Annotated in this window: 24 protein-coding genes; 17 read left to right on the forward strand and 7 right to left on the reverse strand. The window is 55.9% G+C overall.

From position 1 onward, the window contains the following. Nucleotides 1–551 precede the first annotated feature (551 nt). The 4 genes from iolD to iolE all read left to right on the forward strand — a co-directional run bounded on the left by iolD (nucleotide 552) and on the right by iolE (nucleotide 5,624). The gene (gene iolD, locus K6L24_RS01090; protein WP_062748249.1) at nucleotides 552–2,492 is read left to right on the forward strand and encodes a 3D-(3,5/4)-trihydroxycyclohexane-1,2-dione acylhydrolase (decyclizing); all 1,941 of its coding nucleotides are present in this window, start codon (nucleotides 552–554) and stop codon (nucleotides 2,490–2,492) included. Between the two features lie 199 nt (nucleotides 2,493–2,691). Beyond that, nucleotides 2,692–3,705, forward strand: a complete 1,014-nt coding sequence (gene iolG / locus K6L24_RS01095) for a bifunctional inositol 2-dehydrogenase/D-chiro-inositol 1-dehydrogenase (RefSeq protein ID WP_062748250.1) — start codon at nucleotides 2,692–2,694, stop codon at nucleotides 3,703–3,705. Nucleotides 3,706–3,798: 93 nt separating this feature from the next. Further along, nucleotides 3,799–4,683, forward strand: coding sequence for a sugar phosphate isomerase/epimerase family protein (locus K6L24_RS01100; protein ID WP_062748252.1), 885 nt, complete (start codon nucleotides 3,799–3,801; stop codon nucleotides 4,681–4,683). Nucleotides 4,684–4,727: 44 nt separating this feature from the next. Then, nucleotides 4,728–5,624 carry a myo-inosose-2 dehydratase gene (gene iolE / locus K6L24_RS01105; RefSeq protein WP_062748254.1) on the forward strand — a complete coding sequence of 299 codons (897 nt, stop codon included), beginning with the start codon at nucleotides 4,728–4,730 and terminating at the stop codon, nucleotides 5,622–5,624. Nucleotides 5,625–5,711: 87 nt separating this feature from the next. Here the strand turns inward: iolE and K6L24_RS01110 are convergent, their stop codons facing one another. Together K6L24_RS01110 and K6L24_RS01115 are read right to left on the reverse strand one after the other, a co-directional pair. Continuing rightward, a complete protein-coding gene (locus tag K6L24_RS01110; protein ID WP_062748255.1) occupies nucleotides 5,712–6,272 on the reverse strand; it encodes a DcrB family lipoprotein in 561 nt (186 codons plus the stop codon). Nucleotides 6,273–6,369: 97 nt separating this feature from the next. Next, nucleotides 6,370–7,035 carry a 7-cyano-7-deazaguanine/7-aminomethyl-7-deazaguanine transporter gene (locus tag K6L24_RS01115; RefSeq protein ID WP_118665302.1) on the reverse strand — a complete coding sequence of 222 codons (666 nt, stop codon included), beginning with the start codon at nucleotides 7,033–7,035 and terminating at the stop codon, nucleotides 6,370–6,372. Nucleotides 7,036–7,241: 206 nt separating this feature from the next. On the opposite strand from K6L24_RS01115, the gene tusA reads away from it, so the two are divergent. Continuing rightward, nucleotides 7,242–7,487, forward strand: coding sequence for a sulfurtransferase TusA (gene tusA / locus K6L24_RS01120; protein ID WP_062748262.1), 246 nt, complete (start codon nucleotides 7,242–7,244; stop codon nucleotides 7,485–7,487). An 84-nt stretch (nucleotides 7,488–7,571) separates the two neighbouring features. Here the strand turns inward: tusA and K6L24_RS01125 are convergent, their stop codons facing one another. Together K6L24_RS01125 and K6L24_RS01130 are read right to left on the reverse strand one after the other, a co-directional pair. Continuing rightward, nucleotides 7,572–9,839 (reverse strand): zinc/cadmium/mercury/lead-transporting ATPase, encoded by a 2,268-nt coding sequence (locus K6L24_RS01125; protein ID WP_062748264.1) that lies wholly within the window; start codon nucleotides 9,837–9,839, stop codon nucleotides 7,572–7,574. A 92-nt stretch (nucleotides 9,840–9,931) separates the two neighbouring features. Next, on the reverse strand, nucleotides 9,932–10,558 hold the full coding sequence (locus K6L24_RS01130; protein ID WP_062748266.1) for a lysoplasmalogenase: 627 nt from the start codon (nucleotides 10,556–10,558) through the stop codon (nucleotides 9,932–9,934). A gap of 142 nt (nucleotides 10,559–10,700) precedes the next feature. Between K6L24_RS01130 and K6L24_RS01135 the strand changes: the two genes are divergently transcribed. Further along, nucleotides 10,701–11,066 carry a DUF2500 domain-containing protein gene (locus K6L24_RS01135; RefSeq protein WP_062748268.1) on the forward strand — a complete coding sequence of 122 codons (366 nt, stop codon included), beginning with the start codon at nucleotides 10,701–10,703 and terminating at the stop codon, nucleotides 11,064–11,066. 99 nt (nucleotides 11,067–11,165) lie between these two features. Here the strand turns inward: K6L24_RS01135 and K6L24_RS01140 are convergent, their stop codons facing one another. Beyond that, entirely contained in the window at nucleotides 11,166–11,435 is a 270-nt protein-coding gene (locus K6L24_RS01140; protein WP_062748270.1) for a DUF1145 family protein, read from the reverse strand. Then, nucleotides 11,425–12,030 (reverse strand): 16S rRNA (guanine(966)-N(2))-methyltransferase, encoded by a 606-nt coding sequence (gene rsmD, locus K6L24_RS01145; protein WP_062748272.1) that lies wholly within the window; start codon nucleotides 12,028–12,030, stop codon nucleotides 11,425–11,427. Before rsmD ends, K6L24_RS01140 begins: the two co-directional genes overlap by 11 nt. A gap of 175 nt (nucleotides 12,031–12,205) precedes the next feature. Between rsmD and ftsY the strand changes: the two genes are divergently transcribed. From ftsY to K6L24_RS01180, 7 genes are all read left to right on the forward strand, one after another. After that, nucleotides 12,206–13,741, forward strand: a complete 1,536-nt coding sequence (gene ftsY / locus K6L24_RS01150) for a signal recognition particle-docking protein FtsY (protein WP_222681867.1) — start codon at nucleotides 12,206–12,208, stop codon at nucleotides 13,739–13,741. Between the two features lie 5 nt (nucleotides 13,742–13,746). After that, nucleotides 13,747–14,415 carry a cell division ATP-binding protein FtsE gene (gene ftsE, locus K6L24_RS01155; protein WP_062747732.1) on the forward strand — a complete coding sequence of 223 codons (669 nt, stop codon included), beginning with the start codon at nucleotides 13,747–13,749 and terminating at the stop codon, nucleotides 14,413–14,415. Then, nucleotides 14,405–15,397 carry a permease-like cell division protein FtsX gene (gene ftsX / locus K6L24_RS01160; protein WP_062747729.1) on the forward strand — a complete coding sequence of 331 codons (993 nt, stop codon included), beginning with the start codon at nucleotides 14,405–14,407 and terminating at the stop codon, nucleotides 15,395–15,397. The genes ftsE and ftsX overlap by 11 nt, the downstream gene beginning before the upstream one ends. Before the next feature lie 290 nt (nucleotides 15,398–15,687). Continuing rightward, nucleotides 15,688–16,542 (forward strand): RNA polymerase sigma factor RpoH, encoded by an 855-nt coding sequence (gene rpoH / locus K6L24_RS01165; protein WP_062747727.1) that lies wholly within the window; start codon nucleotides 15,688–15,690, stop codon nucleotides 16,540–16,542. Nucleotides 16,543–16,748: 206 nt separating this feature from the next. Continuing rightward, nucleotides 16,749–17,594, forward strand: coding sequence for an AraC family transcriptional regulator (locus K6L24_RS01170; RefSeq protein WP_222681868.1), 846 nt, complete (start codon nucleotides 16,749–16,751; stop codon nucleotides 17,592–17,594). A 146-nt stretch (nucleotides 17,595–17,740) separates the two neighbouring features. Continuing rightward, nucleotides 17,741–18,415, forward strand: coding sequence for an AzlC family ABC transporter permease (locus K6L24_RS01175; RefSeq protein ID WP_222682284.1), 675 nt, complete (start codon nucleotides 17,741–17,743; stop codon nucleotides 18,413–18,415). After that, on the forward strand, nucleotides 18,415–18,729 hold the full coding sequence (locus K6L24_RS01180; RefSeq protein WP_222681869.1) for an AzlD domain-containing protein: 315 nt from the start codon (nucleotides 18,415–18,417) through the stop codon (nucleotides 18,727–18,729). Before K6L24_RS01175 ends, K6L24_RS01180 begins: the two co-directional genes overlap by 1 nt. Before the next feature lie 315 nt (nucleotides 18,730–19,044). Here K6L24_RS01180 and panM read toward each other — a convergent pair whose 3' ends face one another. Then, nucleotides 19,045–19,431: an aspartate 1-decarboxylase autocleavage activator PanM gene (panM, locus tag K6L24_RS01185; RefSeq protein ID WP_222681870.1), complete on the reverse strand. Its 387-nt coding sequence runs from the start codon at nucleotides 19,429–19,431 to the stop codon at nucleotides 19,045–19,047. 389 nt (nucleotides 19,432–19,820) lie between these two features. On the opposite strand from panM, the gene K6L24_RS01190 reads away from it, so the two are divergent. From K6L24_RS01190 to livG, 4 genes are all read left to right on the forward strand, one after another. Then, complete coding sequence (locus K6L24_RS01190) at nucleotides 19,821–20,936, forward strand: branched-chain amino acid ABC transporter substrate-binding protein (protein WP_187510307.1); 1,116 nt, start codon at nucleotides 19,821–19,823, stop codon at nucleotides 20,934–20,936. Nucleotides 20,937–21,023: 87 nt separating this feature from the next. Continuing rightward, nucleotides 21,024–21,950 (forward strand): high-affinity branched-chain amino acid ABC transporter permease LivH, encoded by a 927-nt coding sequence (gene livH, locus K6L24_RS01195; protein WP_062747714.1) that lies wholly within the window; start codon nucleotides 21,024–21,026, stop codon nucleotides 21,948–21,950. Next, the gene (locus K6L24_RS01200) at nucleotides 21,947–23,221 is read left to right on the forward strand and encodes a high-affinity branched-chain amino acid ABC transporter permease LivM (RefSeq protein WP_062747712.1); all 1,275 of its coding nucleotides are present in this window, start codon (nucleotides 21,947–21,949) and stop codon (nucleotides 23,219–23,221) included. The genes livH and K6L24_RS01200 overlap by 4 nt, the downstream gene beginning before the upstream one ends. Continuing rightward, entirely contained in the window at nucleotides 23,218–23,985 is a 768-nt protein-coding gene (gene livG / locus K6L24_RS01205; protein WP_062747710.1) for a high-affinity branched-chain amino acid ABC transporter ATP-binding protein LivG, read from the forward strand. Before K6L24_RS01200 ends, livG begins: the two co-directional genes overlap by 4 nt. Nucleotide 23,986 lies beyond the last annotated feature (1 nt).

Raw genomic sequence — 23,986 nt, forward strand, 5'->3', positions numbered from 1 at the left:
GGCAACGTCAGTGATGTTGGGCAGTGCCGATGCTGTTGAGCTTTCCCGGCAGGTCGGGGCAATAAGCCCGATCGAATCCGGATCTAACATGACGCAAAGTATGAGGAATAAAAATTCCAAATTCAATATGAAATGAAATTATTGCCCCAAAAGTGTGAAGTGGTTAAAACTCTTGTATGGCGACTTTAGCCCCCTGTGGGATGGCAGGCGTTTCAGGCCATTCCAGAGATGTGAGCGGCATCTCAACTTTCTTAGACCCTGCAAGGGAACATATTGAAGTGAAACGATTTTTCGCTTTTTGATGTCACCGTATTGTTATTGTTTCATTTACGACCTGTTACTGCCCCTGTTAAGGCGGGTTTTACTGCAGAATTTGATCTCTCTCGCAAAATGAAATGTTTCTTCTGTAATTCTGTTTAGTGAAAAAAATATTTGTTTATAATCGGCTCACGTTTCACTTATAGCTGTCGCCGTTTTATTCCTCTGGCGACCACAAATGCGAACTCCGGTGGACCTGATGAAGCGGCCACTGATACTGAAAGGAAGAGCAAATGGGCAAGATCAGATTAACCACAGCACAGGCTCTGGTCAGATTCCTGGATAACCAGTATCTGTCGGTAGATGGCGTAGAGACCAAATTCGTTAAAGGGATCTTTGCCATTTTCGGTCACGGCAACGTGCTGGGCTTAGGCCAGGCGCTGGAGCAGGACAGCGGCGATATGGTGGTGTATCAGGGGCGAAATGAGCAGGGTATGGCGCATGCGGCTATCGGTTTTGCTAAGCAGAAGCTCCGTCGTGAGATTATCGCCTGCTCCTCCTCCGTCGGGCCGGGTGCCGCCAACATGATCACCGCGGCTGCCACTGCCACGGCGAACCGTATTCCTTTACTGCTGCTGCCAGGCGATGTGTTTGCCACCCGTCAGCCCGACCCGGTACTACAGCAGATCGAACAGAGCCACGACCTCAGTATCAGCACCAATGATGCCTTCCGCGCCGTCAGCAAGTACTGGGACCGCGTCAGCCGCCCGGAACAGTTGATGACCGCCTGTATCAATGCCATGCGTGTACTGACCGACCCGGCAGATACCGGTGCCGTGACGATCTCGCTTCCGCAGGACGTGCAGGGGGAAGCCTATGACTTCCCGGACTACTTCTTCCAGAAACGCGTACACCGTCTGGAACGCCGTCTGCCAACCGAAGGCCAGCTGGCCGATGCGCTGGCGCTGATTGCCGGTAAGAAAAAACCGATGATTATCTGCGGCGGCGGGGTGAAATACTCCGGTGCAGGCGATGCGCTGCGCGCCTTTGCGGAACGCTACAATATCCCGTTTGCGGAAACCCAGGCGGGTAAAGGCACTGTCGTCTCTGACCATCCGCTGAATGTGGGGGGCGTCGGTGAGACGGGCTGCCTGGCCGCGAACCTGCTGGCAAAAGAAGCAGACCTGGTGATTGGTATCGGGACGCGTTACACCGACTTTACCACTGCCTCCAAGTGGATCTTCCAGAATCCTGAGGTCAGCTATATCAACATCAACGTCAGTAACTTTGATGCCTACAAGCTTGACGCTGTGCAGGTGGTGGCGGATGCGCAGGAAGCCCTGACCGCGATTGACAGCCGTCTGGCGCAAACCGGCTTCAGCCATGGCTGGGGGGAAAAAGTGGCACAGGCACAAAGCAAGTTGCTGAAAGAAACGCAGCGCGTTTACAACTCGGTCTACAGCGGTAGCGACTACGTGCCGGAAATTGATGACCATATGGATCGCGATGCGGTGTGGGCCGAGTTTAACCGCCTGACCGACTCGTTCCTGACCCAGTGCAGCGTACTGGGTACGCTGAATGAACATCTCCCAAAGGATGCAGTGATTGTGGCGGCCGCGGGCAGTCTGCCGGGCGACCTGCAACGCATGTGGCGCACCAAAGATGACAACAGCTATCACGTCGAGTATGGCTATTCCTGTATGGGTTACGAAGTCAACGCCTCCCTGGGCGTTAAGCTCGCGGAACCACACCGTGAGGTTTACACCCTGGTGGGGGATGGCTCCTTTATGATGCTGCACTCCGAACTGGTGACTTCAATTCAGGAAGGGGCGAAGATCAACGTCATCCTGCTGGATAACATGACCAATGGCTGCATAAACAATCTGCAGATGGAACACGGTATGGACAGCTTCACCACCGAGTTCCGCTTCCGTAATGCCAACGGCGGCAAGCTGAACGGCGGTTTTGTGCCGGTCGACTTCGCGGCGATCGCGGCAGGTTATGGCTGTAAAACCTATCGTGTCACTACGCTTGAGCAACTGGAGGCGGCGTTGAGTGATGCGCAGCAACAGACCGTATCAACGCTTATCGATATTAAAGTTCTGCCAAAAACCATGATTCACAAGTACTTCAGCTGGTGGCGCGTAGGTGGCGCCCAGGTGTCCCAATCAGAGCGCGTAGACGCCGTGGCCCGGATGCTGAACGAACATATCGACCAGGCGCGTGAATATTAATTATACCCTTCATTCTTCACGCTGCAGGTGCGTTGGCTGCGCCTGTTCACCCCAGTCACATAGTTATCTATGCTCCTGGGGATTCGAAGGCTTGCCGCCTTCCTGCAGCGAGAATTATTTTGGGTATAAACATTTGTTGTTTATTTAACGGGCATTTTTATTTCGCCCGCTCTTATCCCCCTACATGTAAGGACCTGTTATGACTTTAAAATTAGGTGTAATCGGAACGGGCGCCATCGGCCAGGAACATATTCGTCGTTGCAGCAAAGTGCTGCAGGGTGCGCAGGTGGTTGCCGTCTCTGATATCAACGTGGATGGTGCCAAAGCGGCGCTGGCGCGTATCGGTATTGATGCCGAGGTGTTTGCTAACGGCCACGATGTGGTGACGTCACCGAACGTGGACGCTGTGCTGGTCACCTCCTGGGATCCGACGCACGAAGAGTTTACCCTGGCGGCCATCGCCGCAGGCAAGCCGGTATTCTGTGAAAAGCCGCTGGCGATGAGCGCAGAAGGCTGCCGTCGCGTGGTGGATGCCGAAATCAAATTCGGCAAGCGACTGGTGCAGGTGGGCTTTATGCGCCCTTATGACAGCGGCTATCGTGCGCTGAAAGACGTGATCACCAAAGGGGAAATCGGCGAGCCGCTGATGCTGCACTGCGCGCACCGTAACCCGACGGTACCCGAGAGCTACACCACCGATATGGCCATCACCAACACGCTGATCCACGAACTGGATGTGCTGCGCTGGCTGACCGAAGATGATTACAAATCGGTACAGGTGGTGTTCCCACGCTCTACCTCGAAAACGCACGGTAAACTGCGCGATCCGCAGGTGGTGCTGTTTGAAACCCGTAAGGGCATCCGCATTGATGTTGAGATTTTCGTTAACTGTGCCTACGGTTACGACATTCAGTGTGAAGTGGTGGGTGAAGAAGGCATCGCTAAACTGCCAGAGCCTTCGGCCGTGCAGATGCGTAAAGATGCCAAGCTGTCGACGTCAATCCTGACCGACTGGAAAGATCGTTTCATCGATGCCTATGACGTGGAACTGCAGGCATTTATCAATGACGCCACCGCCGGCACACTGACCGGGCCATCCGCCTGGGACGGTTATGCCGCCTCCGTGGCCGCCGACGCCTGTCTGAAAGCGCAGGAGAGCGGTGCGATTGAGCCGGTGGAACTGCCACAGCGTCCCGCCTTCTACGCCAAATAAGTCACTGGCGTCTGCAGCATGCGCGCTTAACCCCCGCCGTCACTGGCGGGGATCACCGCAAAACCGCGTACTGATTTATTCACGGAGAATCTGATGAAAATTGCCTTTGATGTTGATGTCATCCGGGATATGGGCATCACAAAAATGGTTCACCAGGTGGCTGACTGGGGCTACAAATATATCGAACAGTCCCCGCACCCACAGATCAACCCGTTCTATAAGCATCCTAAAGCCAGCCGCGAGATTATTACCGAATATAAAAACGCGCTGCGTGAGACCGGGCTGGAAATCTCCTCATTTATCGTGGTGTACCGCTGGTCCGGTCCGGATGAAGCGCGCCGTCAGGCCGCCGTCAGAAACTGGAAACGAATGATTGAGATCGCCGTGGAAACCGGCGTGCAGGTGATCAATACCGAGCTTTCCGGTAATCCGAACGAGCCTGAAATCTGTGAAGAGATGTTCTATCGCTCGATGGAAGAGCTGCTGCCGATCGTTGAACGCGAAGGCATCCGCATCGAAATTCAGTCCCATCCGTGGGATTTCTGCGAAGAGAGCAACGAAACCGCCGACATGGTGAAATCGTTCCGCAGCGAGAACGTCAAGTATCTGTACAGCGTGCCGCACACCTTCTTTTACGACAAAGGGAAGGGCGATGTGAAAAGCATGCTGGAGTATTCCGGCGTCGATCTGTCGCACGTGCTGATTGCCGACACCATGAACCACACCAAACACTGCCGCTATATTGTCAACCCGCCGGGCGTGGATGCGACGATCCACCAGCATGTGGGCGTGGGCGAAGGGGAAGTCGATTTTCAGACACTGTTCCAGACGCTGCGCGATATGGACTTTGCTAACCGCACGTTCAAGGTCGGCGGCGAGTCGATTATTGCCTCGTCACTGTTTGGCTATCCGGAAAAAATGAACCGTCAGGCAGTCGAAACGCGCGAGCTGATCGAACGTGAACTGCTGAGAAAATAATGCAGGGCGGCGAGTGCCGTCCGGTGAACCCCTGAGGCAACACCATGAACAAAGATAACGTCAGACTGGCGATTGCGCCGATTGGCTGGACCAACGATGACATGCCGGAACTGGGCAAAGAGAACACCTTCCAGCAGATCGTCAGTGAAATGGCGCTGGCAGGCTTTACCGGCAGTGAAGTGGGCAGCAAGTACCCGCGCGACCCGGCGATCCTGAAGCCGATGCTCGATATCCGCGGCATTGAAATCGTCAATGCCTGGTTCAGTACCTTCTTCGCCAACGGCGATAAAGCTAAAACCATCGATGAGTTTATTAACCATCGTGATTTTCTGCATGCGATGGGGGCGAAAGTCATTGGCTGTTCAGAGCAGAGCCTGAGCATCCAGGGTACCACCAAAGCCGTACTGGAGGAGAAGCCTCACTTTACCGATGAGCAGTGGCGCCTGACGGCAGAAGGGTACAACGAGCTGGCGAAACTGGCGGCGGAGAAGGGCATGACCGTCGGTCTGCATCATCATATGGGCACGGGTATCCAGACCTCCGCAGAGGTGGATCGTTTTATGGCCGAAACCAATGAAGATGTCTACCTGCTGTTTGATACCGGCCACGCTTACTATTCTGAAGGCACGCAGGAAGCCATGCTGGCCATCCTGACGACGTATCTGCCGCGCATCAACCACGTGCATCTGAAAGACGTGCGCGATGAGGTGGTGGCACAGGTGAAGACCCAGAAACTGTCCTTCCTGGATGGCGTGAAAAAGGGCACCTTTACCGTACCTGGCGACGGGGTGATTGATTTCGATCCGGTGTTCAAAATTCTCGACGACTTTGGCTATAAAGGCTGGATGGTGGTGGAAGCAGAGCAGGATCCCGCACTGGCGAACCCGTTTGAGTATGCAGTCAAAGCGCGCAAGTACATTCGCGAACACGCCGGCCTGTAACCGCCGGGGGGGACTGCAACAGAGGTTTACCTTTGCGCACGGGCCGATCGTTTTGTCGATCGGCCCGTGTCACGTCAGGCGAGAGCGTTATTTCAGCTCGATGGTGCTAATAATGCTTTCGGCTTCGGTCTGCGCCTGCTGCTGATTGTCGGCAGGCAGGGTGATTTGCAGCGTCAGAAGTTTACCATCACTTTTACCCAGCACCACGGAAGACCAGGATGACTGGTTATTGGCTGAGATCACGGTATCCAGCTGCTGGAGCTGCTTACCCTTCACCGTAATGGATTTGTTGGTCACGACCTGCAGCTGCGGATCACGGTTGCGCTGTTGAGCTTCCAGGCGACCGGCAAGGACGTCCAGACCTTCGTCAGTACTTTCCCCGTCAATGACGATAATGGCCTTCTGGCCTGACTCATCAGCATAGACGTGCATATTGTTCGCCTGGGTACCAAGCTTGCCGCTCTTATCAGACATACCCGCTGGCAGGGTAAAACTCAGCTTGCCATCCATCAGGGTGACATTCTGGTTTGACTGGCTGCTGCTGACGCCATTGTCATCGGCCGCCGCTTTTTCATCTTTTTTGCCATCACAGGCAGCCAGTCCGGCTACCAGTACAGCGATTCCAGCATATTTCAATAAGTTACGCATCAGGGTCCCTTTTCACATTGGTCGCGTAGAATTCAGGCTTTCAATACAAACGTATTCAGCGGCTAAAAGCAACTTAACAACGATTGCCGATAGCACACTAACCGAAGTTGACTTTCACGCTGTGGGATTTCTCTGCCATGCGCTTCAGGGCCGCATTCAGCAGGACACCGTAAGCAGGCAGGAAGAACACCATGCAAATAAGCACTTTGAAGCAGTAGTCTACCATGGCGATCTCCACCCAGTGGGTCGCCATAAACAGGTCAGGGCTCTTATAGAAAGCGATAAAGAAGAAGGCCAGCGTATCGCTGATATTACCGAGAAACATGGCGGCGGCCGGGGCCATCCACCATGCAGCTTTCTGACGCAGGCGGTTAAACACATGAATATCGAGGATTTGACCGAGCGCATAGGCCATGAAGCTGGCGCAGGCGATACGCGCCACGAACAGGTTCATCTCCTTCAGCGCCGCAAAACCCTGCCATTCGCCCTGGTAAAAGAGGGCAGAGATGGCGTACGAAATAAACAGCGACGGGACCATTACGGCCAGAATAATACGACGCGCCAGCGGGGCACCGAAAATACGTACCGTCAGGTCAGTGGCCAGGAAGATAAACGGGAAGCTGAAGGCACCCCAGGTGGTATGCAGGCTAAAGATAGCCACAGGCAGCTGCACCAGATAATTACTGGAGGTGATCACCAGCAGATGGAACAGGGACAGCCAGACCAGCGCATGGGTGCGCTGACGCGTTGAAAAATCAATCATCGTTGTAAGCCTTTTTAGATTGGGGTGAGGGAACCCATGAAAATTTGTCTGTGTTTCGCGCAGGCGAATTCGCGGCATCTTACCGCGTTGCCCTGCTAATGCAATGGTTAATTTTAACGCAAACGTTATCGTGAAACGCAATCCTTGCACACGCAATGACCGACGGTAAAATAGGCGCTGACCTTTACTGAATAATTGAGAATCTCATGAGCGATCTCTTCGCGAATCCCGATCGCACCCTTGATGCGCTGGGGCTGCGCTGTCCTGAACCCGTGATGATGGTGCGCAAAACGGTGCGCCATATGCAGGAGGGAGAAACCCTGTTAATCATTGCTGACGATCCGGCGACCACGCGTGACATCCCGGGCTTTTGCCGTTTTATGGAACACACGCTCGTGGCGCAACATACTGACGCACTGCCGTATCAGTTTCTGCTGAAGAAAGGGGTGTAACGGGCGATACTTTTCCGGTCACCCATGGTGGGCTGACCCAAAAAAAGGGGTCAGCCCGTGCAGGATGATGACACTGACAGCCTGCTATTTCTTACGCAGTAACCGCAGGGCGTTCGCTGTCACTAATGCCGTCGCGCCCGAATCCGCCAGCACCGCCAGCCAGAGTCCGGTGATGCCCATCAGCGTGGTGATCAGGAAGATACCCTTCAGCCCCAGCGCCAGTGCAACGTTCTGGCGAATATTCGCGTGAGTGGCACGTGACAGGCGGATCATGGCGGCCAGCGCATTGAGCCGGTTGTGCGTCAGCGCGGCATCGGCCGTTTCCAGTGCGACGTCACTGCCGCCGCCCATCGCAATACCGACGGTGGCGGCCTTCATGGCGGGCGCATCATTAATGCCATCCCCGACCATCGCCACCGGCTGCTGCTGATTAAGCTGGCTGATGGCCGTGACTTTATCCTCCGGTAGCAGGCCCGCGCGGTAATCGATATCCAGCTCACCGGCAATGGCTGCCGCCGCCCGCGGGTTGTCTCCGGTCAGCATTACCGCATGAATACCCAGCGCCCTGATTTCATCCAGCGCCGCCCTGGCATCGGCACGCAGCGTATCGCGCAGGGCGATAAGCCCCAGCATCTGCTGGCCGTCGTGTAACACCACCACCGTATTACCTGCGTTTTCCAGCTCCTCTGTGCGGCCACGCTCTGCTTTCAGCATCCCGTCCGGCAGTCTGGACGGTGAGCTGATAGTCAGTAAGCGTCCACTGACTTCTGCTTCAACGCCACTCCCGGCCAGCGCCCGTTGATCATTCGCCAGCGGCAATGTCAGCTGACGCTGTGCGGCTGCGCTGATGATGGCCTTTGCCAGCGGATGGGAGGACCCCTGTTCAATAGCGGCGGCGGTAGCCAGCAGCTGTTCTTCATCCATGGCGGCCAGCGGCAGGATAGCGGTGACCTGCGGTTTACCCTCGGTCAGCGTACCGGTTTTATCAAAGGCCATGGTGCGCACGCTGCCCAGGCTTTCCAGTACCGCGCCACCTTTGATCAGTGCGCCACGGCGTGCCGCTGCGGCCAGTCCGGAGGTGATCGCCGCCGGGGTGGATATAACCAGCGCACACGGGCAGCCGATCAGCAGTAGCGTTAATCCCTTATAGATCCACGGCTGCCATGCGGCCCCCAGCAGCAGGGGGGGCACCAGTACCACCCCCAGCGACAGCACGATAATTACCGGCGTGTAGATGCGGCTGAAACGGTCAAGGAAGCGCTCAATGGGCGCACGCCGTTCTTCAGCTTCTTCTATGAGGTGCAGAATACGATCGATGGCACTTTTACCCGGCTCCGACATCACCTCCAGCTGAACCAGGCGGTCAACGCTCAGACAGCCGGCGGCGATGGTTTCATTCTGCTGGCGTTCCACCGGCACCGATTCCCCGGTCAGCGCACTTTCATCAAAGCTCGCGAAGCGACTCAGCAGCTTCGCATCGGCTGGCAGGCGGGCACCGGCGGCCACTTCAATCACGTCACCGGGACGTAAATCGCTGACCGCGACATTTTCCCGCTGCCCCGCCCGCAGGCGCAGGGCTGTATCGGGTTTTAGCGCCATCAGCGCCGTCACCCCTTTGCGCGCGCGACCGGCGGCAAACGATTCCAGCCGCTCTCCAAGCATAAACAGCAGCAGCACCATCGCGGCTTCGGCAGTGGCACCGATAAACAGAGCACCGACCGCAGCCACGGTCATCAGGGTTTCAATGCTGAACGGCGACCCGCTGCGCATCAGGCGCAGGGCGCTGCGGCCAATCGGCCAGACGCCAAATAGTGTGGTGGCGATAAAGGCGATCTGGCCCGCCGGATGATTAATACTTTCCAGCAGCCAGCTCACCGCCATCATCAGCGTCAGTACGATCAGGCTGAGGTTTTCCTGCCAGAGGCTTTTTTCAACAGCCGGCTGTGCGGCGGCATCACTGCGCTGTAGCTGGAACCCGGCCCGCGACACGGCCTGTTCAACGGCTTCACGAACATCGCTGCGGGCATCGACCAGCAGCTTTTCGCTGGCGAATGCCACGCGGGCCTGAACGATTTCCGGCAGCTGTTTTATGGCGGTTTCCACCTTACGTGCACAGGCCGGGCAGTCCATTCCTTTCACCTGCCAGGTAAAACGAACGTCGCCCGAGGGCCTGTCGCCCTCATCATCGGGGTCGTTCCCCGAATGGCATGCCGTATCTTCGCAGCAGGGCGAAGCGGTGCCGGATGGGCCGGCGGGGGTGATTTTCTGAATCACTGGACGCGGGCGGGTGCTGCATCCGTGCTGAGTGCTGGCGTGGTGGTGACCACAACCACATGAAGAGTGCTGTTGCATAACGCCTCCTGACCGGTATCGGCGGGCAACACTGCCCGTCGATACCTATCTTACACTCTGGAGTGGACTCCAGAGTCAAGCGTCAGTTCAGCTTATAACCACAGGGAGCGCACAATCATAAAGTGGCCGGCAAAGTAGCAGGCGGCGATCACGGCGCGGTCGGCGCTGAAACGGCGGCGATAATGGCTGACCAGCCAGACAATATTTCCCAGCAGCAGCAGGACAGCTCCCGCCATCAGCGTAAAGGTGTCATCGGTAGGCAGCATGAAATACTGTTCCATACCCAGCCAGACCATCAGCAGCGTGACGCCGAAAAAGGTACAGATCGGCCAGCGCAGCTCCTCCAGTCGGTTCCAGACGGTCGCAGCAACCAGCCCACCAATAATCAACAGCGCCAGCGGGATGGGCCAGAAGAAGCTCAGGGTCATCTGGCTGGCGAAATACAGGGTATAAAGCAGGTGGGAAAGGAAGAATGCCCCAATGGCGTACAGCATGCGTTTACTGGGCAGCAGGGTGAGTGCATCTCCGACCAGCGTAGCCAGCACACCAAGCAGAATCAGATAGTCCGTGGTTTTCAGCACCGGTGCCTGCCAGGCCCAGGCCAGCAGCAACAGCATGGTGACGGGTTTAAAGACCCAGCGCTGCCACTGGGGGCCGCGATAGGAGGCATCCACATAGAGCCAGCCTGAAAAAAGAACCGCAAGGAAAGACCAAATCATATTGTTATCCTTAGATTAAAAACGCTGCAACTCCTGACCAGTTTAGGTTAAGCACGGCCGATGTGACAATGAGAGGGCTCCGGTTGTATCCTGATGCGCACGCGATGCACACTGTCCGTTTTTGTTTCCGCAGGGAGAAAAAATGCAGGCCCCTCAGATCTTTTTTATCGTACTGGCCATCATTGCTGTTCTGGCCACCCGCCAGTTTATCCGGCAGCGACGTGAGGCTGCGGTTAACGATGCCTCACCGCTGCGCACCCTGGCCGTCGAGGTGAAATCGAAACGCGAATACCCGGCCCCAAACCGCCGCTCACGCCAGCGTGAACATATCCCGGTGGAAGAGATGCGCTACGAGGCCTGGTTTCGTCCGTTAAACGGCGCGGGCGATTTTAAGCTGGCGCTGAATGCCGGAGACTACCACCAGATGGATAAGGGGAGTAAAGGCGAACTGAAGGTGAAAGGGACCCGCTTTATTGCATTTACGGTCAGTCCCCCGACGTCCTGTTGATACGGTGGGAAAACATCGCCAGAAAGGCACTATGTTCCTCTGTACGCTCTGCTTTCCCGGCCCGTTTCATCTTATTGCCACCCAGACCGGGATGTCCGCTTACTGCTTAGGAAAATGCTTCTTTTGCCAGGCCAGCAGTTCAAACACGCCGAAGAAAAACACTTTCGCCTGCATCAGCCCGCTGAGTTTTTCTGCACCTTTCGGCTGGGTAGTGCGCATCAGCACCAGCTGCAGCCCGTGCATGATCACCATGAAAAACAGCGCAACGTTGACGAAATAGGTCAGGGGTTTCGGGAATGGGTGAACAACGTTAAGCAGTAAAAAGGCCCAGACAAACAGCATCAGCACGCGGCCTGCATTAATCAGCATCGGAAATCTCCCTGGTATGGCGGTGACGGACGTAGAGTCGATAGGCCACCTGTCCGGCAATCTTTTCGCGATGGAGCTGCCAGTTGACCGGGACGGGCGGCAGGCCGTGCTCGACTTCGCTTTCAACATACACCAACGCACCGTCACTCAGCCAGCCGTTGTTCTCAAGAAGCGCTATGGTCTGCTCCAGCAGTCCTTTACGGAACGGCGGGTCGATAAAGACCAACTGATGTTCATCGCCTTTCTGTGCCAGAAACTGCAGCGTGTTGGTGTTCACCACGCGTCCGCTCTTTGCCCCGAGGGTGGCGAGGTTTTTCTCAAGTTGCTGCGCCACCGGGCGCTCCAGCTCAAGCAGGGTGGCGCTGCCCGCGTGACGGGACAGGGCTTCCAGGCCGAGTGCGCCGCTGCCGGCGTAACAGTCGAGGCATTTTGCCTGCTGAATATCCGCTGCCAGCCAGTTAAATAACGTTTCGCGTACGCGATCGGTGGTCGGGCGCAGGCCCGCGCTGTCCGGAACTGGCAGTTTACGTCCACGCCACTGACCGCCAATAATACGTATTTGCCCGGCTGCGCCGCTGCGGGGTTTCTTATTCATCTTGCTGAACTCTTAATAATTTGTTGCATAGTTTAACGGGCTAACCGGGCGGAGGAAACGTAAAAAGGGTGCTGTGATGCGCTCTGCAGAAAGTGTTAGACTAAGAGATTAATTAACAGATTAATTTTCGTACCGGAACCGTAACGGTTTTTCCCGCGAGGAGTGTGGTTGCACCATGGCAAAGAACAAAAAACGTGGCTTTTTTTCCTGGCTTGGTCTGGGGCGTGAAGAACAGACACCACAGGAAGAGGTAAAAGAAACGTTACCACCACAGCCTGCTGCCGATTCGCCGGCAGAGGCACCTCCTGCCGCCCCAGCGGAGGCGGACGCCGTTGATCGTGCAGAGGCCGAAGCCGCTGCCCGTGCGGAAGCTGAAGCCACCGCCCGCGCCGAAGCCGAAGCCGCTGCCCGTGCGGAAGCCGAAGCCGCTGCCCGTGCGGAAGCCGAAGCCGCTGCCCGTGCGGAAGCTGAAGCCGCTGCCCGTGCGGAAGCGGAAGCCGCTGCCCGTGCGGAAGCGGAAGCCGCCGCCCGTGCAGAAGCCGAAGCCACTGCCCGTGCGGAAGCGGAAGCCGCTGCCCGTGCGGAAGCCGAAGCCGCCGCCCGCGCAGAAGCGGAAGCCGCTGCCCGTGCGGAAGCCGAAGCCGCTGCCCGTGCGGAAGCGGAAGCCGCTGCTCGCGCCGAAGCCGAAGCCACTGCCCGCGCAGAAGCCGAAGCCGCCGCCCGCGCCGAAGCTGAAGCCCGCGCAGAGGCCGAAGTGCCACTGCCGGTCGCAGAGCAGGAGCGTCCGACGAAAGAAGGATTCTTCGCACGTCTGAAGCGCAGTCTGGTGAAAACCCGCCAGAATCTTGGTTCCGGGTTTATTGGCCTGTTCCGCGGCAAGAAAATTGATGACGACCTGTTTGAAGAGCTGGAAGAGCAGTTACTGATTGCGGACGTCGGCGTGGAAACCACGCGCCGGATTATCGCCAGCCTCACCGCGCAGGCCAGCCGTAAGGAACTGCGCGACGCCGAAGCGCTTTACGGCATGCTGAAAACGGAGATGGCCGGTATTCTGGCTACCGTGGAAGCGCCGCTGGATGTCAGCGGTAAAACCCCCTTTGTTATTCTGATGGTCGGCGTCAATGGCGTGGGGAAAACCACAACCATCGGTAAGCTGGCCCGTCAGTTCCAGGCAGAAGGGAAGTCGGTGATGCTGGCGGCGGGTGATACTTTCCGTGCCGCCGCCGTTGAGCAGCTTCAGGTGTGGGGGGAGCGCAATAATATTCCGGTAGTGGCGCAGCATACCGGCGCGGACTCTGCCTCGGTCATTTTTGACGCCATCCAGGCCGCGAAAGCGCGCCATGTTGATGTGTTAATTGCAGATACCGCCGGGCGCTTACAGAATAAATCGCACCTGATGGAAGAGCTGAAAAAAATCACTCGCGTGATGAAAAAGCTCGACGACCAGGCGCCGCATGAGGTGATGCTGACCATTGATGCCAGCACCGGCCAGAATGCAATCAGCCAGACTAAACTGTTCCATGAGGCCGTTGGCCTGACCGGGATCACCCTGACCAAGCTGGATGGCACGGCGAAAGGGGGCGTGATCTTCTCCGTGGCGGACCAGTTCAACATTCCTATTCGCTATATCGGCGTTGGCGAAGGTATTGAAGATTTACGATCGTTTAAGGCTGACGATTTTATAGAGGCACTTTTTGCCCGAGAGGACTAATTAGGATGATTCGCTTTGAAGAAGTCAGTAAGGCTTATCTCGGCGGTCGGCAAGCGCTGCAGGGGGTTGATTTTCATCTGCACCCCGGCGAAATGGCGTTTCTGACCGGACATTCCGGGGCAGGGAAAAGTACCTTGCTGAAGCTGATCTGTGGCATTGAGCGCCCGAGCGCCGGGCATATCTGGTTTGGCGGGCACGACATCAGCCGTCTGAAAAGCCGTGAAGTCCCGTTTCTGCGCCGTCAGATTGGTATGATCTTTCAGGATCATCACCTGCTGATGGATCGCACGGTGTATGACAATGTGGCGATCCCGCTGATCATCGCCGGAGCCAGCGGGGAAGATATCCGCCGTCGCGTGTCGGCGGCCCTGGATAAGGTTGGCCTGCTCGACAAAGCGAAAAATTTTCCTATCCAACTTTCTGGTGGCGAACAGCAGCGCGTGGGGATTGCCCGTGCCGTGGTCAATAAACCGGCAGTGCTGCTGGCAGATGAACCCACCGGGAACCTCGACGAGGCGCTGTCAGCGGACATTTTGCGTCTGTTTGAAGAGTTCAACCGCGTCGGGGTGACCGTACTGATGGCAACGCACGATATGGGGCTGATCGGCAGTCGCAATTACCGACTGATGACGCTGAGCCAGGGACGTTTGCACGGAGGTCATCGTGGTCAATAAACGCAATACACGCCCGGCCGCGGCTAAATCGGTGAAACAGAAGCAGCCCTCGAAGCGTAAAGCGCTAAAGGGCGGCTGGCAGGAGCAGTGGCGTTATGCCATGCATGGCTCTCTGTCTGAGATGTGGCGTCAGCCGCTGGCGACGCTGCTGACGGTGATGGTGATTGCCATCTCTCTGACGCTGCCCAGCGTATGTTATATGGTGTGGAAAAACGTCAGCCAGGCGGCAGATCAGTGGTATCCGGCTCCGCAGTTGACCGTCTACCTCAGTAAAACACTGGACGATGATGCGGCTGAAAATGTCGTGGCTCAGCTGAAAAAAGAAGAGGGCGTCGAGAAAGTTAACTATCTGACGCGTGAAGAGGCGCTGGGCGAGTTCCGTAACTGGTCTGGCTTCGGCGGCGCAATGGATATGCTGGAGCAGAACCCGCTACCCGCTGTGGCGATTATCACACCTAAGCTCAATTTCCAGAATTCTGGCACCATGGACAGCCTGCGCGATCGCGTATCCAAAGTGGAGGGAATTGATGAAGTGAAGATGGACGACAGTTGGTTTGCCCGCCTGGCTGCACTGACCGGGCTGGTTGGTCAGGTGGCGGCGATGATCGGCGTTCTGATGATAGTGGCCGTGTTCCTGGTGATTGGTAACAGCGTGCGCCTGAGCATCTTCGCGCGTCGTGACACCATCAATGTGCAGAAGCTGATTGGCGCGACCGATGGTTTTATTCTGCGGCCGTTTTTATACGGCGGGGCGCTGTTAGGCTTTAGCGGCGCGCTGCTGTCGCTGGTGTTGTCAGAAGTGCTGGTCATGCGGCTGGAGTCAGTGGTCACGCAAGTGGCATCGGTGTTTGGTACCACCTTTGGGCTTCATGGTCTGGCATGGGACGAAAGCCTGTTGCTGCTGCTGATTGCTGCGATGATTGGCTGGATTGCCGCCTGGCTGGCAACCGTTCAACATTTACGTCGTTTTACGCCTCAGTAACCCCTTTACACGTTTTTTTGATATAATCTTCCTCTGCTGCGTGAAAGTTTGCCGCAGAGGAAGTTCATCATTCTGTCACTTCCCCCTGCGACGCTGGTTCCTGTCACGCACGCTGTGTGCAAAATATCCACTATAATCGTTGAACTTGTGGATAACTTTATTGTCTGAGCTGGCAGAGACAGGCTAATTGCTTCGCACAGATTGCTTTCGATTTTCGCGGGCAATTCGCGTAGTGTAGTCGGCGCGTCATGGACTGGCGCTGTCACGATGATTAAACAGAGAGGGTTTGAATGACCAAAGAAATGCAAACTTTAGCTATTGCTCCTTTAGGCAACCTGGATGCGTACATCCGGGCAGCTAATGCCTGGCCTATGCTGACGGCAGAAGAGGAAAAAGCGTTGGCTGAACAGCTGCATTACCAGGGCGATCTGGAAGCAGCTAAAACGCTGATCCTGTCTCACCTGCGCTTTGTCGTTCATGTCGCTCGTAACTATTCCGGTTATGGCCTGCCACAGGCAGACCTGATCCAGGAAGGTAACATCGGCCTGATGAAAGCCGTGCGTCGGTTTAATCCGGAAGTGGGCGTGCGTCTGGTGTCCTTTGCTGTGCACTGGATCAAAGCCGAAATTCATGAATACGTCCTGCGTAACTGGCGTATTGTGAAAGTCGCGACCACGAAAGCCCAGCGTAAGCTGTTCTTTAACCTGCGCAAAGCCAAGCAGCGTTTAGGCTGGTTCAACCAGGACGAAGTCGAGATGGTGGCGCGTGAGTTGGGTGTCAGCAGTAAAGACGTGCTTGAAATGGAATCGCGTATGGCCGCGCAGGACATGACCTTCGATCCGACGCCAGACGATGAAGGCGAAGGCCGTTCCATGGCTCCTATGCTTTATCTGCAGGATAAATCTTCTGACTTTGCTAACGGCATTGAGGAAGATAACTGGGACGATCACGCTGCCGATAAGCTGAGTGATGCGATGCAGGGTCTTGACGAGCGTAGCCAGCATATTATTCGTGCCCGCTGGCTGGATGATGACAACAAAACCACCCTGCAGGAACTGGCCGATCAGTATGGCGTGTCCGCAGAGCGTGTGCGCCAGCTTGAAAAGAACGCGATGAAAAAACTGCGTCTGGCTATCGAAGCCTGAACCGCCCCTTCTCTGCACTAACCCGTGCAGAATGTTAAAAACACCGCCCCTCCGGGCGGTGTTTTTATTTGTGCCCTCTCCCGTCATGCTGGCTTTATATAACGGCGCTACGTAGAATAAAAAAACATAAATAATTTTCATCTGTCAGCAATTTTGTTCCAGGCTGGCTGAGGGATATGGTTCCGGCGTTAAGGGAGTAGGCGCGTATGGCCGGCGAGAAAATGCCAAAAGAGCAGGCGACCATGCACCATCTGGATGAATTTGACGGTCTGGATATGCTTGAAGCCCGATATTACCGTCAGCGTTTTCCCCGGCATGTGCATGAAACCTTTTGCATTGGTGTCATCGAAGAGGGCGCACAACGGTTCTGGCGCAGCGGCGGGGAACACGTCGCGCCTGCGGGCGATATTATTCTGGTGAATGCCGATGAAGTGCATACGGGATGTGCCGACGTTGAGAATGGCTGGGCATACCGGGCCATTTATCCCGACCCCGAACTGCTGCGCCAGCTGACCCGCGACCTGAAGCATGAGAATGGCATCATCCCGTGGTTTCCCCAGGCGGTGGTTCACGATCCCGGTTTGTCCGCTCAGCTACAGCTGGTGTTTAACATGTTGCCCGTTGAGGGCAACAGCCTGCTAAAAGAGTCCCTCCTACTCACGGCTATCTCCTGGCTAATCATACGCTATAGCCGCACGCCCATTACGCCTGCCGCGCTGCCCTGCTCGAGGTTGATGATCCTTCAGGTCAGGGACCTGATGATGAGCTACCCGGAAAAAAACTGGTCGCTGAAACAGCTTTCTGATGTGGTACAGCTCAGTCCGTGGCATTTTCTACGTCAGTTTAAACAGACGGTGGGGATGACACCGCACGCCTGGCTGGTGCAGGCCAGGCTGCGAAAGGCCCGTGAAATGTTGCTGCAGGGTGTGACAATCACCGCTGTTGCTGCCCGCTGCGGCTTTTCCGATCAGAGTCACTTCACGCGTCATTTCAAAAATTCGATGGGGGTCACGCCCGGCGAATTTATCCGTTCATTACGTTCCGCCTGCTGAAGTGAGCGGGATCCCCCCAGCAATTTTGTGCAATATTTCTACTCAGACGGCCCCTATTCTGCCTGCACAGGTTTGCAGGGGGCTGAGTGCGGAATATGGAGAAGTCGACAGGCGTGCCATTTGCTGAGGCGAATGCACAGTCCGGGATGGGTTTTTTTACCGGCGTCGTTAACATGCTACCGCTGTGCCTTTCCGTCGTTCCCTGGGGAATACTGGCGGGATCGATGGCGGTGCAGGCGGGACTGACCCTACCGCAAAGTATCGGGATGTCGGCCATTCTCTTTGCTGGTGCAGCGCAGCTGGTCACGCTGGGTTTACTGCTGTCGGGAGCCAGCATTCCTGCGATGATCATTTCCGTATTCTTTATTACCTCCCAGCACTTCCTTTATGGTCTGACGCTGCGCGAAACCGTCTCCGTGTTACAGGCTCGCTATCGTCTGCCCATTGGCTTTTTATTGACTGACGAGCTGTTTGCCCTGAGTAGCGCGAACAAGGAGAAGAGGGCGGCCACGCCAGGATACTTAATCGGTGCCGGGCTGACCTTTTATCTCAGTTGGAATCTCTTCAGCCTGATGGGCATTTTTATGGCCTCTGCGGTGCCTGATTTGCAGTCCTGTCATCTGGACTTTTCAATCGTGGCCACCTTTATCACCATTGTGGTGCCGATGATTAAAAACCTCAGCGTGTTGTGCGGTGTTGTGGCTTCCCTGCTGCTGTCGATGGTACTCAGTCTGTTCCACATCGAGGGGGCAACGGTTATTGCCGGACTGAGCGGGATGTTTTTATCCGTGGCCGTTTCCCGCTTAACGAGGGCAGCCTGATGTCCTGGATACTGTTACTGACGCTGGCTGCCGTGGTGTTTTTTAATCGTTATCTTTTTCTTGAGCCAGCTGTTCCGGTCCGCTTGCCCTCGTTGATCCGTGAGGCATTAAAATATTCTGCTCCCTGCCTGCTCACAGCACTATGCGGGCCCATTATTCTGCTGGATCATGATGAGTTACGTGAATTGACCGCGAATCCTTATTTATATGGGGCTGTCGCGGGCGTTGTTATTGCGTTTTTTGTTCGACAAATGGTGCTGTCGGTTTTGCTGTGTATGACAGTCTTTTACTTATTTTGCTGGATCGCTAAATGAAACCAAAAAAAAGGAATTTAACTCAGCCTGTTCCTGCGGAAAATCTGCGCGACACCTGGCTTATCCTGCCCGCCAGAACTCTCCCTGTGCTTTAGCGCTGAGTGGGTGCGCTGGGCGTTGATACCTCTGTTTTTCCATCTGCCTCTGGGCAGAAATGGCCGCGGAGGAACTTCGCCGATTTGCTGAACTGCACCCGCCGCAGGCGTCAGCAGATAAAGAGTGGGTGTCTGAAAAACAGGCGGAAACGCCTGACCGGGAATAAACCCTTGTATTTCCCTGGTGTTGATGTGCTTTGGGCCCTTTCAGGGCCCTGTTTTATTTTCGCCATTCGCCTTTCTGCCGGGTGAATCCTGCCGATTGCATAAATGCGGCGATCACCTCCAGTTGTGCACTGCCGTCATTATCCATCGACCACTGTGCGACCTCCGGGTTTTGTGCCAGCGTCTCTTCCAGCAGATACAGACCCACCCCGCGCCTGCGCGTCACTTCACGGACTTCCAGCTGCGATAACCGCCCCTTCTGATCGGTGATATTCACTCTGACCGCCGCCAGGAGTCTCTCGTTAAAACGTGCCGCATAGAGCCGGTCATGTTCATCCAGCTTCGTTTCGAGAACATCAATATCAACCTGCGGCCAGATTTTTTTTATATCGCTGCGATCCTGCTGTGACAACTGTTGCAGACGGATGATAGTCAGTTTCATCGGAATAACCCGGTCATGAGAAAGGCATATTGTAGCGAAGTTGACCATACTATGACGTGTTAGTTTTTCTGTGAAAAAACGAGGCGATGTGTGGGGCTTGTGAACGGTATGCCGAGTAAACCATAGTCGATGCATCATTAATCCAGCACAAACTCCTGGAAAACTGGCTATTTTGGCATCATTCATGTTAGTTGATTGTCCTGTCTGCCCCGCTATTTACTGAATATGTCAGTTGATTTACAGCAGAATATTCCTGTTTAATAACCTGAAATTTAAAGCCTTATTCAAAAAAAATGCCGGTAATCACTCTAACTCGTTCTTAGTTAAGCGTTTATCGCTGATTCCACGGCAAATAATAAGTAGCAACCACAACAGATGGGGTAGTTCGGATGAAAATGAGTAAAGGAAGTGCGTTTCTGGCGGGCTGTGTCGCCCTGGCAATGAGCCATGCAGCAATGGCAAAAGATATTAAAGTGGCAATCGTAGGGGCCATGTCGGGTCCGGTGGCGCAGTATGGCGACATGCAGTGGACCGGCGCGCAGCAGGCGATTGCTGATATCAATGCTAAAGGCGGCGTCAACGGCGACAAACTGGTCGCGGTGAAATATGACGATGTCTGCGATCCAAAACAGGCCGTTGCCGTTGCCAACAAAGTGATTAATGACGGCATCCGTTATGTCATCGGCCATCTGTGCTCCTCTTCAACCCAGCCCGCTTCAGATATCTATGAAGATGAAGGCGTGCTGATGATCACCCCGGCCGCTACCGCACCCGATCTGACGTCACGCGGCTACAAGCTGATTATGCGCACCACCGGCCTGGACTCTGACCAGGGCCCGACGGCGGCAAAATATATTCTTAATGAAGTGAAACCGCAGCGTATTGCCGTGGTTCATGATAAGCAGCAGTACGGCGAAGGTCTGGCACGCTCCGTTCAGGAGAGCCTGAAAAAAGGCGGCGGCAACGTCGTGCTGTTTGAAGGCGTGACCGCCGGCGATAAAGACTTCTCCACGCTGGTGGCACGTCTGAAGAAAGATAACGTCGACTTCGTCTATTTTGGCGGCTATCACCCGGAAATGGGGCAGATCCTGCGTCAGGCGCGGGCGGCCGGTCTGAAAACGCAGTTTATGGGGCCGGAAGGCGTGGGTAACGCTTCTCTGTCCAATATTGCCGGTGCCGCCTCCGAAGGGATGCTGGTTACTCTGCCAAAACGCTATGACCAGGTTCCGGCCAACAAAGCCATCGTTGATGCGCTGAAAGCCAAAAAAGAAGATGCGACCGGCCCGTTTGTCTGGACCACCTACGCCGCCCTGCAGTCGCTGGCGACCGGGATGGAGCGCAGCAAAAGTGCAGAGCCGGAAGAGATTGTGAAAAACCTGAAGGAAGGCGCAGCAGTGCCAACCGTGATGGGCGACCTGAGCTGGGATCAGAAGGGCGATCTGAAAGGCTTCGAGTTTGGCGTATTTAAATGGCACGCAGACGGTTCTTCTACTGCTGTTAAATAAACCAGGCGAGTTTTGGACATCAACGCCTGGTGATCTTTGCCAGGCGTTGATGTTTTCAGTGTGGGTGTATTCGTAAGGTATTCAGGTATGTCCGAGCAGTTTCTCTATTTCCTGCAGCAAATGTTCAACGGTGTGACGTTGGGCAGCACCTATGCGCTGATCGCCATTGGTTACACCATGGTCTACGGCATTATTGGTATGATTAACTTCGCCCACGGTGAAGTGTATATGATCGGCAGCTATGTCTCGTTTATCGTCATTGCTGCGCTAATGATGATGGGGATTGATGCCAGCTGGCTGTTGATCGGCAGCGGCTTTGTGGTTGCTGTGGTGATTGCTTCCTGCTACGGCTGGAGCATTGAACGTGTGGCCTACCGGCCGGTACGCTCTTCCAAGCGTCTGATTGCCCTGATCTCCGCGATCGGGATGTCAATTTTCCTGCAAAACTACGTCAGCCTGACCCAGGGCTCGCGCGACCTTGCGCTGCCAAGCCTGGTGACCGGGCAGTGGACGCTGGGTGAAAGCAACGGCTTCGCTGCCACCATTTCCACCATGCAGATGGTGATCTGGGGCGTGACCTTCCTTGCCATGCTTGCACTGACGATATTTATCCGCTATTCACGTATGGGCCGCGCCTGTCGTGCCTGTGCGGAAGATTTAAAGATGGCCAGCCTGTTGGGTATTAACACTGACCGGGTGATCTCCCTGACCTTTGTAATCGGTGCGGCGATGGCGGCGGTGGCCGGTGTGCTGCTCGGCCAGTTCTACGGCGTGATCAGCCCTTATATTGGCTTTATGGCCGGGATGAAAGCCTTTACCGCCGCGGTGCTGGGGGGGATTGGCAGTATCCCTGGCGCGATGATTGGCGGTTTGATTCTCGGGATTGCCGAGGCCCTGACCTCTGCCTACCTCAGTACGGAATACAAAGATGTGGTGTCATTTGCCCTGCTGATTGTGGTGCTGCTGGTGATGCCTACCGGTATTCTCGGTCGTCCGGAGGTTGAGAAAGTATGAAAAAGCTCAACCTGCTGAATGCGGTGATCTCGTCGCTGATGCTGCTGATCCTGGCCGCGTTCTTTATGGGCATGCGTCTGGATCTCGACGGCACAAAACTGGTGGTGAACAATGCCGGAGAAGTGCGCTGGAACTGGATTGCGCTGGGATGCGGCGTGGTATTTCTGTTCCAGCTGCTGCGCCCGCTGGTGCAGAGCAGCCTGAAAAAAGTCTCCGGCCCGTCGCTGGTTCTGCCGGGGATTGACGGCTCGACACCGAAACAGAAGCTGTTCCTGCTGGCGCTGATTGTGGCGGCGGCGGTTTGGCCGTTTCTGGTATCCCGCGGCACGGTGGATATCGCCACCCTGACCTTGATCTACGTAATGCTGGGCCTGGGCCTGAACGTGGTGGTCGGCCTGTCCGGCCTGCTGGTACTGGGCTACGGCGGTTTTTATGCCATCGGCGCTTATACTTTTGCCCTGCTGAATCACTACTACGGCCTCGGTTTCTGGCAGAGCCTGCCGCTCGCCGGCATGGTGGCGGCCGCGTTTGGTCTGCTGCTGGGCTTCCCGGTGCTGCGCCTGCGCGGTGACTACCTGGCGATTGTGACCCTCGGCTTCGGTGAGATAGTGCGTATCCTGCTGCTCAATAACACCGAGATCACCGGTGGCCCGAACGGTATCAGCCAGATCCCGAAACCTTCCCTCTTTGGTCTGGAATTTAACCGCAGCGCGCGCGATGGCGGCTGGGATACCTTCCATAACTTCTTTGGCCTCAAGTACGATCCCAGCGACCGCATTATCTTCCTGTATCTGGTGGCGCTGCTGCTGGTGGTGATCACGCTGTTTGTGATTAACCGGCTGTTGCGGATGCCGCTGGGCCGGGCCTGGGAAGCGCTGCGCGAGGATGAGATCGCCTGCCGTTCGCTGGGACTCAGCCCGACGCGCATCAAGCTGACGGCGTTTACCATCAGTGCCGCCTTCGCCGGTTTCGCCGGTTGCCTGTTCGCTGCGCGCCAGGGCTTTGTCAGCCCGGAGTCCTTCACCTTTGCCGAATCAGCCTTTGTGCTGGCGATCGTCGTGCTGGGCGGGATGGGATCGCAGTTCGCGGTGATCCTCGCGGCTATCCTGCTGGTGGTGTCGCGCGAGCTGATGCGCGATCTTAACGAATACAGCATGCTGGTTCTTGGCGGTCTGATGGTATTGATGATGATCTGGCGTCCGCAGGGTCTGCTGCCGATGAAACGCCCGCATCTGAAGTTGAAAAGTGCGGAAAAAGGAGAGCAGGCATGAGTCAGCCTTTGTTAGCCGTCAATGGCCTGATGATGCGTTTTGGCGGCCTGCTGGCCGTCAATAACGTGGAGCTGGAACTGCACCCGCAGGAAATTGTTTCGCTTATCGGCCCTAACGGGGCCGGAAAGACCACGGTATTTAACTGCCTGACGGGGTTCTATCGCCCGACTGGCGGTTCCATTCAGTTGGGTGATAAGCAGCTGGCGGGGCTGCCGGGACAGAAAATTGCCCGCATGGGCATTGTGCGAACCTTTCAGCACGTGCGCCTGTTCCGTGAAATGACGGTCATTGAAAATCTGCTGGTCGCCCAGCATCAGCATCTGAAAAGCGGCGTGTTTTCCGGTCTGCTGAAAACCCCGGCCTTCCGTAAGGCAGAAAGCGAAGCGCTGGACAGGGCTGCCACCTGGCTGGATCGCGTCGGGCTGCTGGCGCTGGCCAACCGTCAGGCCGGTAACCTCGCCTACGGTCAGCAGCGTCGCCTGGAGATCGCCCGCTGTATGGTGACGCGGCCGGAGATCCTGATGCTGGATGAACCGGCGGCGGGCCTGAACCCGAAAGAAACGCACGAACTGGATGAACTGATTGCCGAACTGCGCAACCAGCACAACGTCTCAGTCCTGCTGATTGAACATGATATGAAACTGGTCATGGGTATTTCCGATCGTATTTACGTGGTTAACCAGGGAACGCCGCTGGCTAACGGCACGCCAGACGAAATCCGTAACAACCCGGACGTGATCCGCGCTTACCTGGGAGAAGCATAAT

Origin of the sequence: Erwinia persicina (assembly GCF_019844095.1) — a bacterium.
Taxonomy (GTDB): Bacteria; Pseudomonadota; Gammaproteobacteria; order Enterobacterales; family Enterobacteriaceae; genus Erwinia; species Erwinia persicina.

What these genes read in the sequence shown, in the direction of transcription:
- iolD (WP_062748249.1), top strand. Translation starts at nt 552, where the DNA reads ATGGGCAAGATCAGATTAACCACAGCACAGGCTCTGGTCAGATTCCTG.
- iolG (WP_062748250.1), top strand. Translation starts at nt 2,692, where the DNA reads ATGACTTTAAAATTAGGTGTAATCGGAACGGGCGCCATCGGCCAGGAA.
- K6L24_RS01100 (WP_062748252.1), top strand. Translation starts at nt 3,799, where the DNA reads ATGAAAATTGCCTTTGATGTTGATGTCATCCGGGATATGGGCATCACA.
- iolE (WP_062748254.1), top strand. Translation starts at nt 4,728, where the DNA reads ATGAACAAAGATAACGTCAGACTGGCGATTGCGCCGATTGGCTGGACC.
- K6L24_RS01110 (WP_062748255.1), bottom strand. Translation starts at nt 6,272, where the DNA reads ATGCGTAACTTATTGAAATATGCTGGAATCGCTGTACTGGTAGCCGGA.
- K6L24_RS01115 (WP_118665302.1), bottom strand. Translation starts at nt 7,035, where the DNA reads ATGATTGATTTTTCAACGCGTCAGCGCACCCATGCGCTGGTCTGGCTG.
- tusA (WP_062748262.1), top strand. Translation starts at nt 7,242, where the DNA reads ATGAGCGATCTCTTCGCGAATCCCGATCGCACCCTTGATGCGCTGGGG.
- K6L24_RS01125 (WP_062748264.1), bottom strand. Translation starts at nt 9,839, where the DNA reads ATGCAACAGCACTCTTCATGTGGTTGTGGTCACCACCACGCCAGCACT.
- K6L24_RS01130 (WP_062748266.1), bottom strand. Translation starts at nt 10,558, where the DNA reads ATGATTTGGTCTTTCCTTGCGGTTCTTTTTTCAGGCTGGCTCTATGTG.
- K6L24_RS01135 (WP_062748268.1), top strand. Translation starts at nt 10,701, where the DNA reads ATGCAGGCCCCTCAGATCTTTTTTATCGTACTGGCCATCATTGCTGTT.
- K6L24_RS01140 (WP_062748270.1), bottom strand. Translation starts at nt 11,435, where the DNA reads ATGCTGATTAATGCAGGCCGCGTGCTGATGCTGTTTGTCTGGGCCTTT.
- rsmD (WP_062748272.1), bottom strand. Translation starts at nt 12,030, where the DNA reads ATGAATAAGAAACCCCGCAGCGGCGCAGCCGGGCAAATACGTATTATT.
- ftsY (WP_222681867.1), top strand. Translation starts at nt 12,206, where the DNA reads ATGGCAAAGAACAAAAAACGTGGCTTTTTTTCCTGGCTTGGTCTGGGG.
- ftsE (WP_062747732.1), top strand. Translation starts at nt 13,747, where the DNA reads ATGATTCGCTTTGAAGAAGTCAGTAAGGCTTATCTCGGCGGTCGGCAA.
- rpoH (WP_062747727.1), top strand. Translation starts at nt 15,688, where the DNA reads ATGACCAAAGAAATGCAAACTTTAGCTATTGCTCCTTTAGGCAACCTG.
- K6L24_RS01170 (WP_222681868.1), top strand. Translation starts at nt 16,749, where the DNA reads ATGGCCGGCGAGAAAATGCCAAAAGAGCAGGCGACCATGCACCATCTG.
- K6L24_RS01175 (WP_222682284.1), top strand. Translation starts at nt 17,741, where the DNA reads ATGGGTTTTTTTACCGGCGTCGTTAACATGCTACCGCTGTGCCTTTCC.
- K6L24_RS01180 (WP_222681869.1), top strand. Translation starts at nt 18,415, where the DNA reads ATGTCCTGGATACTGTTACTGACGCTGGCTGCCGTGGTGTTTTTTAAT.
- panM (WP_222681870.1), bottom strand. Translation starts at nt 19,431, where the DNA reads ATGAAACTGACTATCATCCGTCTGCAACAGTTGTCACAGCAGGATCGC.
- K6L24_RS01190 (WP_187510307.1), top strand. Translation starts at nt 19,821, where the DNA reads ATGAAAATGAGTAAAGGAAGTGCGTTTCTGGCGGGCTGTGTCGCCCTG.
- livH (WP_062747714.1), top strand. Translation starts at nt 21,024, where the DNA reads ATGTCCGAGCAGTTTCTCTATTTCCTGCAGCAAATGTTCAACGGTGTG.
- K6L24_RS01200 (WP_062747712.1), top strand. Translation starts at nt 21,947, where the DNA reads ATGAAAAAGCTCAACCTGCTGAATGCGGTGATCTCGTCGCTGATGCTG.
- livG (WP_062747710.1), top strand. Translation starts at nt 23,218, where the DNA reads ATGAGTCAGCCTTTGTTAGCCGTCAATGGCCTGATGATGCGTTTTGGC.